The organism is Leucobacter sp. G161 (assembly GCF_001482305.1).
Classification (GTDB): domain Bacteria; phylum Actinomycetota; class Actinomycetes; order Actinomycetales; family Microbacteriaceae; genus Leucobacter.
In genome coordinates this window covers 25,535-40,290 of the sequence record NZ_LOHP01000060.1, presented here as the reverse complement: position 1 = coordinate 40,290, position 14,756 = coordinate 25,535, and the positions used below count along the sequence as shown (strand labels likewise).

12 protein-coding genes are annotated in these 14,756 nt (G+C 64.8%); 8 read left to right on the top strand and 4 right to left on the bottom strand.

The genetic code is table 11. The features are described 5' to 3' along the window. Positions 1-6: 6 nt before the first annotated feature. The gene (locus tag AUL38_RS17870; RefSeq protein WP_255355604.1) at positions 7-276 is read right to left on the bottom strand and encodes a SulP family inorganic anion transporter; all 270 of its coding nucleotides are present in this window, start codon (positions 274-276) and stop codon (positions 7-9) included. 123 nt (positions 277-399) lie between these two features. Between AUL38_RS17870 and AUL38_RS07710 the strand changes: the two genes are divergently transcribed. Then, entirely contained in the window at positions 400-1,875 is a 1,476-nt protein-coding gene (locus tag AUL38_RS07710) for a LuxR C-terminal-related transcriptional regulator (protein ID WP_059060775.1), read from the top strand. Positions 1,876-1,906: 31 nt separating this feature from the next. Here AUL38_RS07710 and AUL38_RS07705 read toward each other — a convergent pair whose 3' ends face one another. Continuing rightward, positions 1,907-4,378: a DNA topoisomerase (ATP-hydrolyzing) subunit A gene (locus AUL38_RS07705; RefSeq protein ID WP_083506699.1), complete on the bottom strand. Its 2,472-nt coding sequence runs from the start codon at positions 4,376-4,378 to the stop codon at positions 1,907-1,909. Between the two features lie 9 nt (positions 4,379-4,387). On the opposite strand from AUL38_RS07705, the gene AUL38_RS07700 reads away from it, so the two are divergent. Beyond that, positions 4,388-5,629 (top strand): alkaline phosphatase family protein, encoded by a 1,242-nt coding sequence (locus tag AUL38_RS07700; RefSeq protein WP_059060774.1) that lies wholly within the window; start codon positions 4,388-4,390, stop codon positions 5,627-5,629. Here AUL38_RS07700 and sepH read toward each other — a convergent pair whose 3' ends face one another. Then, on the bottom strand, positions 5,630-6,952 hold the full coding sequence (gene sepH / locus AUL38_RS07695; protein WP_059060772.1) for a septation protein SepH: 1,323 nt from the start codon (positions 6,950-6,952) through the stop codon (positions 5,630-5,632). A 187-nt stretch (positions 6,953-7,139) separates the two neighbouring features. Between sepH and AUL38_RS07690 the strand changes: the two genes are divergently transcribed. Then, entirely contained in the window at positions 7,140-7,433 is a 294-nt protein-coding gene (locus AUL38_RS07690) for a DUF4193 domain-containing protein (RefSeq protein ID WP_059060770.1), read from the top strand. Positions 7,434-7,439: 6 nt separating this feature from the next. On the opposite strand, the gene AUL38_RS07685 is transcribed toward AUL38_RS07690, so the two are convergent. Continuing rightward, positions 7,440-7,895, bottom strand: coding sequence for a DUF3093 domain-containing protein (locus tag AUL38_RS07685; protein WP_059060768.1), 456 nt, complete (start codon positions 7,893-7,895; stop codon positions 7,440-7,442). A gap of 106 nt (positions 7,896-8,001) precedes the next feature. On the opposite strand from AUL38_RS07685, the gene dut reads away from it, so the two are divergent. From dut to dxs, 5 genes are all read left to right on the top strand, one after another. Continuing rightward, positions 8,002-8,448, top strand: a complete 447-nt coding sequence (gene dut / locus AUL38_RS07680; RefSeq protein WP_201023711.1) for a dUTP diphosphatase — start codon at positions 8,002-8,004, stop codon at positions 8,446-8,448. Between the two features lie 36 nt (positions 8,449-8,484). Beyond that, complete coding sequence (locus AUL38_RS07675) at positions 8,485-9,144, top strand: DUF3710 domain-containing protein (RefSeq protein WP_059060763.1); 660 nt, start codon at positions 8,485-8,487, stop codon at positions 9,142-9,144. Continuing rightward, complete coding sequence (locus tag AUL38_RS07670) at positions 9,141-9,926, top strand: DUF3159 domain-containing protein (protein ID WP_059060761.1); 786 nt, start codon at positions 9,141-9,143, stop codon at positions 9,924-9,926. The genes AUL38_RS07675 and AUL38_RS07670 overlap by 4 nt, the downstream gene beginning before the upstream one ends. Positions 9,927-9,989: 63 nt before the next feature. Next, positions 9,990-12,662 (top strand): aconitate hydratase AcnA, encoded by a 2,673-nt coding sequence (acnA, locus tag AUL38_RS07665; protein ID WP_059060758.1) that lies wholly within the window; start codon positions 9,990-9,992, stop codon positions 12,660-12,662. Between the two features lie 93 nt (positions 12,663-12,755). Further along, the gene (gene dxs / locus AUL38_RS07660) at positions 12,756-14,687 is read left to right on the top strand and encodes a 1-deoxy-D-xylulose-5-phosphate synthase (protein ID WP_059060756.1); all 1,932 of its coding nucleotides are present in this window, start codon (positions 12,756-12,758) and stop codon (positions 14,685-14,687) included. Positions 14,688-14,756 lie beyond the last annotated feature (69 nt).

Here is a 14,756-nt window from a genome sequence, read left to right as displayed (position 1 = left end):
TAGTTCTCAGAGCCGGCTGCTGCGAGGCCGCCGAAGGGAGGACGCGACGAGCGCTGCGACAGCGGCGTCGGGAGAGACGACGAGCTGTCGTGATGACGTCATGAACGCCCAGATGAGCGTGGGCACAATGAGCGCGTAGAGCCCCGCAGTCGCTGGCAGTCCGGCGATCTGGGCATACCCGATGTTCAGCGGGATCGCGATCGCAATCAGCGTGACCCCCGCAAGGAGTTCGCGTCCAATGTTTCGCCGGTGCAGGCCGGCCAGTAGCTGGTTCATTACCGCTATCGTCGCCGACAGCGAGGAGTACGTGCGGTGCTCTCATCCCTTTCGGATGAGGAGCCCAACCTGTTCGCGACTGAAGCGTAGTCCTTTGGCCCGCCCAGCAGTATTCTGTGAGACATGATCGATGCCATCCAACGAGCGCTCGCAGGGGGCGATCACGAGGAGGCTCGTCGGTTGCTCAGGAGGCACTGGCTCACCCTGATTCTCGACTCCCGCACAGCCGAGCTTGAGCAGCTCTGCGTCTCGTTTCCTGAGCCGAGCGACGCGAACCTGCTGCTCATCCGTGCATGCTGCCGTGACCTCGCAGGAGATCAGCACGGCGCCGAGTTCCTGCGCGGACAGGGCTCGCTCGGTGAGAGCGGCCAATTTGTTGCGTGCTTCGCGAACCTACTGCTTGCTCGTGACACGCCAACGAAGTCAGCGATCGCGGACGAGGCGCGCCTGGCGCTCGCCTCCTGCGGGCCAGAAGACGACTACCCGTCGGCGCTGTTCTTGCTGGGCTGGGCCGAGGTGCGGCTGCGCCGAAACCTGCCCGACGCGATCGCGCTCCTCCGGTCTGCAAGCGAGGAGTCCCGGCTTCACGGGCGGGCCGAAACGTTCCGCCTCGCCCAGGCGAATCTCGCCTTCGCGCTCGCCCAGGCCGGCGGGTTCACCGAAGCCGAGGAGCTGTTGGACGAGCTCCCGTACCCGTCTGAAGCGAGCGACTGGGACCGATTCGAGGGCGGCCTCCCCGAGTCGACACGCGGCTCGATTGCGTACTGGCGAGGAGACTTTGCAGGGGCAGTCAGCGTACTCGATGGAGGCGTTGCCGCCGGCGGAACCGGAACGAACTTCGCCGCCTACGCCCGCCTCTATCTCGTCCTGTCGCTCGTCGCCCTGCAGCGGAAGAGCCGGTATCGCGAAGCGCAGCAACTCCTCCTCGGGATCAGCGCAGACGATAAACACGGGGTGCCCTGGGGCACGCTGCGCAGCGTCTCGCTGGGGATTCTCGCCCATGCGGAGGGCAAGGATGATGCCGCGAGGCGAGTCGCGGCTCCCGCGCTCATGCGAAGTGGGGCGCCCGTGGCCCATGCACTGCTTGCTGAGCTCTTCCAGCGGCTCGGCGAACCCGAACTTGCTGGCCAAGCATTGCAGCTCGTCGCAGTCACGACCGCGCCGCGCTATGCCCGGGTGAGCACCCTGGTGACTTCTGCCAGTCTGAGCGCGATGGCTGGTCGCGGGCCGCAGGCGCACGAATTCCTCGACCGCGCACTGGGCGACGCGGCGGGGGAACACGTGCTTGCACCGTTCCTCTCGACAGAGGGCCCCATCGGCGAATTGCTCTCGGCACACGCCCGACGTGCTTCACCGCACGACACATTCCTCCGGGCGATCTTTGCGGCGCGCGACGCCCACGCGCAGCTTGTGTCGGGCCTGTTGACGCACCGGGAGCGCGAGATTCTCACACAGCTCCGCACGACGCTCACGGCGCAGGAAATCGCCGGCCAGTTGGAGATTGCCTACCCCACGGTGAAGACCCACATCAGGTCCATCTACCGAAAGCTCGGCGTCGCGAGCCGTCGGGAAGCCATTCGCGCCGCAGACGAGCTGTAACGCCGCACCCGAGACTGCCCGTGGTGTCGCGTTACGGCGCCTCACCAATGTGTACGATTGCGCTCTCGAGCGGGGTGCCCGAGCCGTCGCGCTTGCCCAGCTCCTCAGGGAGTTTGCGTGCAGCGCCATCCGCCGCCAGCGCTCGCGGCTCACCGGAGCCGACCCAGGCGGCCGCCAGCCGGTCCTCACCACGCAGGAAGCGCTGCGCGCGGACGCCGCCTGTCGCGCGGCCTTTGGCGGGGAACTCGGCCCAGTCGGAAACCTTCGCCGAGGACACGAGCGCGGACAGGAGTGCGTTCTCATCGGAGCCCTCGGCGACGGTCGCGACCCGAGCTTCCGCATCTTCCGCAATTGCAGAGGCGAAGATCACCGCAGCGCCCGCGGCAAGTTTCATTCCGGCCATGCCCCCGGCCGGACGGCCCTGCGGCCGCACGAGGTCTGCCGAGAAACGAAGCAGCTGAGCATCGCTTGAAACAGCGGCGAACTCGGTCCCATCAGGGGCCGGGAAGGCAGCCATGAGCGTGTCGCCCGGTTTCAGTGAAATGACTTCGAACTCGGGCCGGGCCGGAAGATCCGTGAGCACGACACGCTTGACGACGCCCTGGGCGGTAAACAGGCCAACGGGAACCTCTGAGTCCAGCGGAACGATGCCGACAATTCGAAGCTTTTTGTTCGTGAGCCCGATGTACTCGGCGAGCTTCACGCCAGCCGAGAAGGCAATGGAAGCTGCGGGAACCAGCGGAAGATCCACCGGGGTGAAGCGGTGCAGTGTGCCGTCCGAGAGAATCGCGCCAAGCTCGCCACGGACGGTGGTCGCGATACGTGAGGCGACAGCTCCATGCTTGGTGGCCCGTGGTGCGGCTCGGGTTCCCTCCGGCGCGTCGGGGTCACGATCGACACGCAGCGCGCGTCCGGTTGCCGAGAACAGCACCGTGCAGGGGCTGTCGGCAACCTGCAAGGCGTCTGGGGTGGTCGCGGTGCGGGCGGGACGAGCCACCGCACCGGTGAGCAGCGTTCTGCGTGGCGTACCGTAGGCCGCCGCGGCAGCGTCGAGCTCGGTCGAGACGACGCCGCGCAGGCGCTCCTTGCTGCCAAGGATCTCGAGCAGTGCAGCAATCTCGGCCTGCAGCTCGTCGCGTTCGGCCTCGAGCTCGACCCGGGAGAACCTCGTGAGGCGCCGTAGTCTGAGCTCGAGAATGTACTCGGCCTGCAACTCGGAGAGATCAAACACCTGCTGCAGCCGCGTGCGCGCCTCGTCAGCGTCGTCACTCGTGCGGACGACCTGGATCACCTCGTCGATATCGAGGATCGCGATGAGCAGGCCCTCAACGAGGTGGAGCCGTTCACGCCGCTTGCGGAGTCGGAACTCGCTGCGTCTGGTAACCACCGAGATCCGATGGTCGAGGAACACCCTGAGCATTTCGCGCAGGCTCAAGGTCTGCGGCTGGCCGTCGACGAGAGCGACGGAGTTGATGCTGAACGAATCCTCGAGCGGCGTGTACCTGTACAGGAGCTCGAGCACGGCCTCGGGGGAGAAACCTGTCTTGAGCGTGATGACGAGTTTCAGGCCGTTCTTCCGGTCGCTGAGGTCGACAACGTCCGTGATCCCGGTGATCTTCTTGGCTTCGACGCCCTGCTTGATCTTGTCGATCACTCGCTCGGGGCCAACCAGGTACGGCAGCTCGGTCACGACGAGTCCGGTGCGCCGCGGCCCGATCTGCTCGACGGACACCTTGGCCCGCGTGCGAAACGCGCCGCGCCCGGTGCGGTACGCGTCGGTGACGCCGTCCAATCCGACGATGGTGCCACCGCCAGGGAGGTCGGGCCCCGGAATGAACTCCATGAGTTCTTCGACGGTAGCGTCTGGATGGTACAGGAGGTGCTTCGCGCCCTCGACAGCCTCGATGAGGTTGTGGGGTGCGAGGTTTGTCGCCATGCCGACCGCGATGCCGCTGGCGCCGTTGACGAGCAGGTTGGGAACCGCAGACGGCAGGACCTCCGGCTGCAAGAGCTGGTTGTCATAGTTCGGGACGAACTCGACGACGTCTTCCTCGAGTGATTCGGTCATCCCGAGGGCGGCGCCGGCGAGCCGCGCCTCGGTATACCGAGAGGCAGCGGGACCGTCGTCGAGGGAGCCGAAGTTTCCGTGGCCGTCAACGAGCGGCAGACGCATCGCAAAGTCTTGCGAGAGTCGAACGAGTGCATCATAAATCGATGAATCGCCGTGCGGGTGCAGTTTGCCCATGACTTCGCCAACGACGCGGGCTGACTTCACATGGCCCTTGTCGGGGCGCAGGCCCATATCGGTCATCATGTAGAGGATGCGTCGCTGTACGGGCTTCAGGCCATCGCGCGCGTCGGGAAGCGCGCGTGAATAGATCACCGAATAGGCATACTCGAGGAAGGAACCCTCCATCTCTTGCGAGATGTCAATGTCTTCAATGCGTTCACCGGGCGCCTCGTGTGCTGCTCCGGGAGTATCCATATCGGTTACGTCGGCCATAATGGGTTCATGCTACCGACTGCCACCGACAACGGCGGGAGGCTTGCCGCGATAATCCCGACTGGGCTCGCCGCGCTCGCGCTCGGCCACGACCATTCCGCAGAATCTGTGCTTGCGACCGCCACTGGTGCCGCCATTTCCGAAGATTCAGCGTCGCGATTCAAGCCGGCGATCTCTCTGCTGCCGCCACTTCGCTCACTCGTGATTCTCGTCGTGGACGGGCTCGGCAGCTCGAACCTTAAGGCCAGGCGCGGGCACGCTCCGACGCTCTCGTCGCTCGCACAGCGACGCATCACGACGGTTACGCCGTCGACGACCGGCGCCGCTCTCACTTCGCTGACGACGGGCCGACTTCCTGCCGAGCATGGCCTCATCGGATACCGCATCAAGCACCCAACGCAGGGCATTATTTCACCGCTGCGTGATTGGGACGGCATCGAGAATCCTCGTGACTGGCAGCTCGCGGAGCCGTTGTTCGCCCTGGCTGAGCAGCTCGGCGTGCGGGCACGCGCCTACGGTCGGCCCGCACACGCCACGAGCGGGCTCACTCGCGCGATCCTCACTGGCGCCGACTATCGGGGAGGGGATCGCATAGCGGACCGCTTCGCGGCCGCACATCGAGACCTCGCCTCGGGGGAGCCCACGCTCGCATACGTGTACGTGGACGAGCTGGATCGGGCGGGACATCAGAGTGGTTGGCAGAGTGACGCCTGGTCGAGGCGACTCGAGCAGCTGGACGGCGCGCTCGCGGACTTCCTCACGGGGCTCGCGGCCGATGTGGGCGTGATCGTCACCGCCGATCACGGGATGGTCGACGTCGAAGCTCACCAGCAGATCGTCTTCGACCTCACCACGCCAGAATTTCACGACGTTGTTGCAGTCGCGGGCGAGCCACGATTCCGCACGTTCTTTCTTGAGGATGGCGCGGATCCACAGCGTTTCGCTGCATGGCTCGATGTCACACAGGGAAAACGGGCGTGGGTTGCGACCCGAGACGAAGCGTTCGCGGCCGGTGTCTTTGGCGACGTCTACGGGCCAGGGGTTCGCGAACGCATCGGTGACGTGATCATCGCCGCTCGAGGGCAGTGTGCGTATTACACGACCGACGACGAACCGGCCTCGTTCGACCTGGTGGGGCAGCATGGCTCCTGGACCGACGAAGAGCGGGGGATCCCGCTGTTGCTTGGCGGCGCGCTTGCCGGGTCCGGTTTCGGTCGCGCCGTCGAGCTCGTGGCAGAGGCCCGGCGGTAGCTAGGCCGGGTCGTCGTCGCTGCGCGTCCCAAACAGGATGTCGTCCCAGCTGGGGATCGACGAGCGGCCACGCTTTGCGCCCTTCGCATCGCGCTGGGGTGCAGACTCTCGAGCCTTCGCTGAGCGATCCTCCGCCCTTTCGCCCGCGGAATCGGCGCCACGATTGTCCTTGCCTGCTGGGGCCTGGCCGTCATCGCGGCGATCCTGCGGCGGGCGCTGCGGAACGACGCGCAGCTGGGCGGTGTCGTCCAACAACGGTGACTTCGACGCGCTGTCACCGTCCCCAGAAACGCCACTCGTTCCCCAGATATTCGCTGCTGCGCCCGTGCGACGCTTCTCAGCGGGGCGCGGTGCGAGCCCAAGCTCTGCGGCCGGAGACCGCACTGAGTCGGTGTTCGGGGCTGCTTCGCCAGCTGCCTCGCCCGAGTCTGCCGCGGTTTCGGCCTCGAGCGAGCGTTCGCCGCGCCGCCTGCGCAGTGCGTCAAGAAGATCCGCAGTTTGGCTGAGGTCTTCCTCCCCGTCGATCGGAGTGTTCACCGCGAGCTGGTCGATCTCGCGTCGGCGCTCGTACTCTGCGTCGGGATTGTCGGTTGGCTCGTCAACGAGCGGGCTGTCGCTGGAGATCTGGGAGGGGAGCGGCTGTACCTCGGCGGTCGGAGCCAAGAGGCCGTCGGGATCGAATGCTTCCGAGTCCGAGCGCTCACGCTGGTCGTTGTCGACTGCCCGGAGCTTGGGAATGAGGCGGTCGCCAATTTCGCCGAGCTTTGACAGGTTGGTGGCGTCGGGCGTGAGCGGGCTGAGAACACGCTTTTTGTGATCGAAGCTCCAGACGGCGTCGTGGTCACCATCGCGAGAATCAAACGTCAGCCCAATGAGCCAGCCAGCCTCTTCGTCCCGCCAGGAACGCCAGGAGCTCGTGCTGTTGCCCAGGCCGATGAGTCGCTCAGAGACGACCTGGCCGAACCGCTGCTCGTCGTCTGCTGATGCGGTGCCTGACGCAGGCTGCGTTGGATCCGTTCGCACGGTGATGGCGTGCGCCAGGTCAAGCATGTAGCGCTGCTCGGCGCGAACAGGCTCCTCGAAGCGCTCGACGTCGGCCTCTTCGAGACCAGTCTCAGCGGCGACCTCTGCGCGGCTCTTCCCGGCACGCAACAGCGCCTGGATCTCGCGCGGGCGCACCTTGACCGCGCTCGCGGCGCGCGGCGTCGCGAGCCTGACTTCCTGGGTGACCCCCTCGTCGACGACGAGGCGGAACTCCTCACCGAGCTCGTTCGCGAGGATGAGGGAACCCTCCTCGCGCCGTAGTACGCGCAGTTCATCCATTGCAGATCCCTTCGATGTTCGCTCAAGCGTGCCACAGCTTCAGCAGCGGCGCGGGTATTGAGACTGGCGAGTGGGCGGATAATCAGGATTGCTGTCCGCTCTCAGCAAGATTGGTTTGCGTTCGAACGATCTATCGGGCAGACTATGGCCGCTCCCCAAGCCAGCCGCGACGAAATGCAGGAGAAACATGGCAACCGATTACGACGCCCCTCGTAAGAATGACGACGAAACAGCCGAGTCGATTGAAGCGCTCAAAGAGCGTGGCCCCTCTAAGGGCACGTCGTCACTTGACTCCGAGGATGCAGACAACCCGAGTTTTGATCTCGGCGGCTCTGACCTCTCGGATGTCGAGCTAGACGTCGTCGTACTCCCGCAGCAGGCGGATGAGTTCACATGCGTGAGCTGCTTCCTGGTGCGACACCGTTCGCAGCGTTCACGCGACACCGACCTCGGCCCCATCTGCGTGGAGTGCGACGCCTAACCAGGCCTACGCGCCGGCCTTCAGTGCTTCTGCGAGCGCAAGAGGCTTTCGGCTCGTCACGATCCAGTGCGGGGTCCGATCGTCCACATCAGTGATTTCGAGTTTGAGCCCGCGATGGATCCACCCACGCACCACCATGTAGTTTCGGGCGTCAGCTCCGGGGCCAATAGCGTCCCGGAGCGCGTCTGAACCCAACGGCGTGATGTCGCCGACCAAATCGACTGGAATGCTCGCCCGACCGGCACGCAGCGTTCCGTCTCGCACCTCGACCACCGGGCTGAGCGCTACGAAGATGAGCGCGACGAGCAGATACATGCCGATCGCCACGGGGATCGCAGCCTGCTTGTTGATGGGCATCATGATGAGTGCCGTCGCAGGGATGAGAAGCAGCCAGGCGCCGAAGAATCCGAACCCGGGAAGTAGGCGCTCGCGATAGCGAACTGCCGTAGTCTGTGCGGTCATGCCCCTATTATCTCGCGGATCGGCGGGGGAAGCTGTGTGAATCGCCACTTGCTTCCCGCCTCGCGAGTCCGCGCGCGTTCGTGTTCTCATCCGATAGCCTGTGCTGGTGACTGACGTAGTACGTGTACCCATCGTTGCGGAGCAGATGCCGCAATACGCCCATGCCGACGACGCGGGAGCAGATCTCTGCGCTGCCGAGGCGCTGACGATTGCACCCGGGCACCGTGCGCTCATTGGCACCGGTGTAGCGATAGCCCTGCCCGAGGGCTATGCGGCCTTCGTTGTGCCGCGCAGTGGCCTCGCCGCAAAGCGGGGGATCACCGTCGTGAACTCACCGGGCACCATCGACGCTGGCTACCGCGGTGAGATCAAGATCACGCTCCTGAACACCGACCTTGCGGAGCCCTTCGAGGTGCGGGTCGGCGATCGCATCGCTCAGCTCATTGTCATGCCGGTGAGCCGAGCAGTATTTGTGCCCGTTGAGGAATTGCCGAGCGACAGCGTTCGCGGTGCAGCAGGATTCGGTTCGACCGGAGTCAGCGGCGCGGCCTGAGTCGCCCGCAGCGCAAGAATCAAGGAGACTAGGAACATGAGCGAGCAAGAGCTGAACGAAACCCCGTCGGCAGAATCGGCGGAGAGCGCAGAGCCCGTGGACACGGCGAAGTCTGCCCCCGCGGATCGCGAGACGGCGGGCCCATTCGACTTCGCTGAGGTGCCCGCGATGCGCCCATACGTCGACCTCGGGGGCATCAAGATCGCCCCGCGTGAGGGGCTGCAGATGCGCCTGGAGGTTGACGAACGGGCCCAGCGCGTGGTCGCGGTGTCCCTCGAATATGCGGAATCGCTGCTCCAGGTGCAGGCGTTCTCCGCACCGAAGTCCAGCGGCATGTGGAACCAGATCCGGCGTGATCTCACGACCCAGCTCGCGTCGCAAGGCGCCGAGGTGAGTGAAGAAGCCGGAGTGCTCGGTCAGGAGATCGTGACGGCAACGCCTGTGCCAGCGGAACAGGGCGGTGGCACGCGCGCAGCACGGTTCATTGGCGTGGACGGCCCCCGCTGGATCCTGCGCGGGATCCTCATGGGGAAGGCCGCGGTCGACGCGGCCGCGCGCGAACAGCTCATTGAGCTCTTCCGCGAGATCGTCGTTGTGCGCGGCGACCTGCCCATGCCTCCCGGCGACCTCTTGCCGCTGAAAGTTCCGGCTGGCGTGCAGCCGGGAGCGCAGAACCCAGGCGTGACCGAGGCGTGAGTACCGTGCGCCCCGACGAGCCAGCCGACGAGCAGCACGCTCCCGAGCAGCCTGAGGGTGCGCCTCACCCGCGTCTCGCGGCACTCAACGGCGGGATTGCTCGCGCTGTTCGGGCGGGTGCCGAGGGGGAGGATCTCTCTGCGGCCAGCGTTTTCAACGCGATCGGCGGTGTCCGCGGCGTCATGGAAGCCGTCGTTCCCAGTCTGCTCTTCGTCGTCCTGTTCGTCATCACGAAGGATGCGCGGCTGTCCGCGCTCGTTCCCGGTGGTCTTGCTCTGCTGCTCGTCATCATGCGGCTTGTGCAGCGCGAGACCATCGTTTCGGCGCTTTCAGGAGTGTTGGGCGTTGGCATTGCCGTCATCATCACGCTCATCACCGGGCGCGGCGTTGACTACTTTCTCTCCGGGTTCATCGTCAACATCGCGTGGGGAGCCGGGCTCCTCATCTCTATCCTCGTTGGCTGGCCTGCTGTGGGCCTCTTGATCGGCATGCTCAACGGCGACATGCGTGGTTGGCGGAAGAGTCCGAAGGTTCGGCGAACAGCACTCTGGCTCACCGTCATGTGGCTCGGCCTCTTCGTTGCGCGCCTCGCCGTGCAGCTTCCGATGTATTTGGCGGAACGCGTCGAGGCGCTCGGGGTGGCCCGGATCGTGATGGGGGTGCCACTCTTCGCAGTGATCATCGTTGTGACATGGTTCGTCGTGCGCCGTCTGCAATCTTCATCAGATGATTCGCCAGGCAAAAAGGGCGTAATCTCGGGGGAGAACACCCCGTCCGGGTGACAGCGGCGAACGCCGTGAGGGTGTAGGATTTATCTTGACATCGAGAGACTTTGGAGGGACCTCATGGCATCGATCAACAGCTTCGGCTCACGCGACACGCTTGCAGTCGGAGACAAGAACTACGAAATCTTCAAGATTTCAGAAGTCGCTGGAAGCGAGCGGCTCCCGTACAGCCTGAAAGTGCTGCTCGAGAACCTGCTCCGCACTGAAGACGGCGCAAACGTTACAACCAAGCACATCGAGGCGCTTGGCAACTGGGATCCTGCAGCTGAGCCTGACACCGAGATCCAGTTCAGCCCGGCGCGCGTCATCATGCAGGACTTCACCGGCGTGCCCTGCATCGTCGACCTCGCTACCATGCGCGAGGCCGTCACCGATCTTGGCGGCGACCCCGCAAAGATCAACCCGCTCGCGCCGGCAGAGCTCGTCATCGACCACTCGGTGATCTCGGACTCGTACGGCAACAAGGAGGCGTTCGCGAAGAACGTCGCCATGGAGTACGAGCGTAACGGGGAGCGCTACCAGTTCCTCCGCTGGGGCCAGGGCGCATTTGACGACTTCAAGGTTGTCCCCCCGGGGACCGGCATCGTGCACCAGGTGAACATCGAGCACCTCGCTCGCGTGACGTTCACGCGCGAGGTTGACGGCGTTACTCAGGCGTACCCGGACACCTCGGTCGGTACCGACTCGCACACGACCATGCAGAACGGTCTTGGCGTGCTCGGCTGGGGCGTCGGCGGTATCGAGGCAGAGGCTGCCATGCTCGGCCAGCCCATCTCAATGCTGATCCCGCGCGTCGTCGGCTTCAAGCTTTCCGGCAAGATCCCCGCTGGCGTCACAGCTACGGACGTCGTACTCACGATCACCCAGCTGCTCCGCCAGCACGGCGTTGTCGGCAAGTTTGTTGAGTTCTACGGTGAGGGTGTCGGCTCAGTGCCGCTCGCGAACCGTGCAACCATCGGCAACATGAGCCCCGAGTTCGGCTCGACCGCTGCAATGTTCCCCGTCGACGAGGTCACCCTCGACTACATGCGCCTCACCGGCCGCACCGAGGAGCAGGTCGAGCTTGTCAAGGCCTACACGCAGGCCCAGGGCATGTGGCACGACCCCAGCGTCGAGCCCGTCTTCTCGGAGTACCTTGAGCTCGATCTCAGCACCGTGGTGTCGTCGATCGCTGGGCCCAAGCGCCCGCAGGATCGTATCGAGCTCACCTCCGCCAAGGAGCAGTTCGAGGTCGACCTGAAGAACTACACCGAGGCATCGAATCCCGCCAAGGTGAAGGACGATCAGGGGCGCGAGTTCGAGATCGATCACGGCGCAGTCACGCTCGCGTCGATCACGTCGTGCACGAACACCTCGAACCCCTCGGTGATGCTCGCGGCAGGCGTGCTCGCACGCAACGCGGTCGCCAAGGGTCTCAAGGCAAAGCCGTGGGTCAAGACCACGCTCGCGCCGGGCTCCAAGGTTGTTACCGACTATTACGAGAAGTCGGGCCTGAACACCGACCTCGAAGCACTCGGCTTCTACCTGGTTGGCTACGGCTGCATGACCTGCATCGGTAACTCCGGCCCGCTGAACGACGAGATCTCGACCGCGGTCAATGACCACGACCTCGCAGTGACCGCTGTGCTCTCGGGTAACCGTAACTTCGAGGGTCGCATCAACCCGGACATCAAGATGAACTACCTCGCGAGCCCCCCGCTCGTCGTTGCGTACTCGCTTGCCGGCACGATGGACTTCGACTTCGACACCGAGTCGCTCGGCGAGGATTCCGAGGGCAACGACGTGTTCCTCCGCGACATCTGGCCCGATCCGACCGAGGTGCAGAAGATTGCTGACGCCTCGATCGACTCGGATATGTTCCGCGAGAAGTACGCAACGGTCTTCGACGGTGACGAGCACTGGACGTCGCTTCCGACGCCCGAGGGCAACACCTTCGCCTGGGACGAGAAGTCGACCTACGTGCGCAAGGCTCCCTACTTCGACGGCATGCAGGTTACTCCCGCTCCCGTCGAGGACATTACTGGCGCGCGCGTACTCGCAAAGCTTGGCGATTCGGTCACGACCGACCACATCAGCCCTGCTGGCAGCTTCCGCGCCGAGACCCCCGCAGGTCAGTACCTCGTTGAGAACGGCATCGCTGTCCGTGACTTCAACACCTACGGCTCACGCCGCGGTAACCACGAGGTCATGATCCGCGGTACGTTCGCGAACATTCGTCTGCGCAACCAGCTCCTGGACAACGTCGAGGGTGGCTTCACCCGCGACTTCACCCAGGAGGGCGGCCCGAAGTCGTACATCTACGACGCGTCGCAGAACTACCAGGCAGCCGGTACCCCGCTCGTCGTGCTCGGCGGCAAGGAGTACGGCTCAGGTTCGTCGCGTGACTGGGCAGCCAAGGGCACGAGCCTGCTCGGTGTGAAGGCAGTCATCACCGAGAGCTTCGAGCGGATCCACCGCTCGAACCTCATCGGTATGGGTGTGCTGCCGCTGCAGTTCCCCGTCGGCAAGAGCGCTGACTCGCTCGGCCTCGACGGCACCGAGACGTTCGACATCTCAGGTGTCGCACAGCTCAACGAGGGCGTCACGCCGAAGACCGTCGCGGTCAAGGCTACGAAGGAGGACGGCAGCGTCGTCACCTTCGATGCCGTGGTGCGTATCGACACCCCGGGTGAGGCAGATTACTACCGCAACGGTGGCATCCTGCAGTACGTGCTTCGCTCGCTCGCGAAGTAGCACACGCCCGGCGTCTGCCTAGAGACCCCCTCCGCTTCCCGCGAACACTCGGGAAGCGGAGGGGGTCTTCGCTTTCTTCAGTAGACTAGGGAGGTGCTTGAGCGAATTACTGGACCGCGCGATCTCGACGCGCTAAGCCTCGAGGAATGCGTTGAGCTCGCGGCTGATATCCGTGAGTTCCTGATCGCCGAGGTGTCGAAGACGGGCGGGCATTTGGGCCCGAACCTTGGCGTCGTCGAGCTGACGATCGCGCTTCACCGCGTGTTCGAGTCACCCAACGACCCGATCGTCTGGGACACGGGTCATCAGAGCTACGTGCACAAGCTCCTCACCGGGCGTAAAGACTTCACCGACCTCCGAAAGCGCGGTGGTCTCGCCGGCTACCCACAGCGCTCGGAAAGTGAGCACGACGTCGTCGAGAGTTCGCACGCCTCCAGCTCGCTGAGCTGGGCAGACGGTATCTCCCGTGCTTTTAGCGCTACGGGCAAGCAAGACAGGCACGTTGTTGCCGTTGTCGGTGACGGTGCCCTCACCGGCGGGATGACGTGGGAAGCGCTCAACAACATCACGGACGACAACGACCGTAACCTCATCATTGTCATGAACGACAACGGGCGCTCGTACGCTCCGACGATCGGCGGCATGGCCCGCTTCCTCAACGGTGTGCGCGTCACGGGAGGCTATCGCGACCTGCAGGAGGGCAGCGAGCGTCTCTTTAACAACTTCGGCACCGCCGGGCGCACGGTCTACCGTGCCGCGCGAGGCGCGCTCCGTGGCTTCGTGAGCCGCGCTTCGGGCAACCAAGACCTCTATGCCAACCTTGACATTAAGTACGTTGGCCCCGTCGATGGGCACGACTTGGCTGCGGTTGAAACCGCACTCAAGCAGGCAAAGGGGTACGGTCGCCCAGCGCTCGTGCACGTCATCACCGAGAAGGGGCGCGGCTACGCCCCTGCGGTCAATGACGAGGCGGATCAGTTCCACGCGATCGGTCAGATCGATCCCGGGAGCGGAGTCCCGCTGTCGAAGTCTTCTGAGCGCAGTTGGACGTCAGTCTTCCGGGAGGAAATCGTTGCGCTCGCGCACACACACCCGAAGCTCGTCGGAATCACCGGGGCCATGCTCCGCCCGACAGGACTCGACGGCTTTGCTGAGGCGTTCCCGCAGCGGGTCTACGACGTCGGGATCGCGGAGCAGCATGCGGTCACTACCGCCGCCGGGCTCGCATACGGCGGCCTCCACCCCGTCGTCGCGATCTACGCGACCTTCATGAACCGTGCCTTCGATCAGCTCCTTATGGACGTCGCGCTGCACAACGCGGGCGTCACCCTCGTGCTCGACCGTGCGGGCATTACGGGCCCAGACGGTGCGAGTCACAACGGGGTTTGGGATCTGGCCATGTTGCAGATCGTTCCCGGCATCCGAATTGCCGCGCCTCGCGACGAGGCGACGCTCCGCGAAACGCTTGGCGAGGCCGTCCTTGTCGATAATGCACCCACTGCGATCCGGTATCCGAAGGGCGCCGTGGGGGAGCCGCTTCCTCAGCTGTGGCGCACGGCGGACGGGGTGGACGTGCTCCACGCCGGAGCGGCAACATCGCAACCGGCAGGCGGTGCCGTTGACGTGCACGAGGACGTCCTGTTCGTTGCAGTCGGCCCCATGACCCGCATCGCGCTCGAAGCGGCTGCGCTGCTAGCCGAGCAGGGGATAACCGCGACAGTGGTCGATCCACGCTGGGTCATTCCCGTCGCGAAGTCCGTGGTCGCACTCGCTGCAACGCACAGGCTTGTTGTGAGTATCGAGGACGGCCTTCGGGTTGGTGGTGTCGGCACGACGATCAGGCAAGAAATGCGCGAGGCCGGCGTTGACACCGGCGTCAGCGAGCTCGGCACGCCCTATGAGTTCCTCGAGCACGCCACGCGCGAAGAGCTGCTCGAGGACGCGGGGCTGACCGCACCTCAGATCGCAGCGGAGGTTGCTGAGCAGGTGCGGGGAGAGCGCGTACCGACTGCACGTCCCGAATAACGCCAGCCGTCACGTAAAACGCCCTGCAGCCTTTCGTGTGAGAGGCTGCAGGGCGTTTCGTGGTTTCAG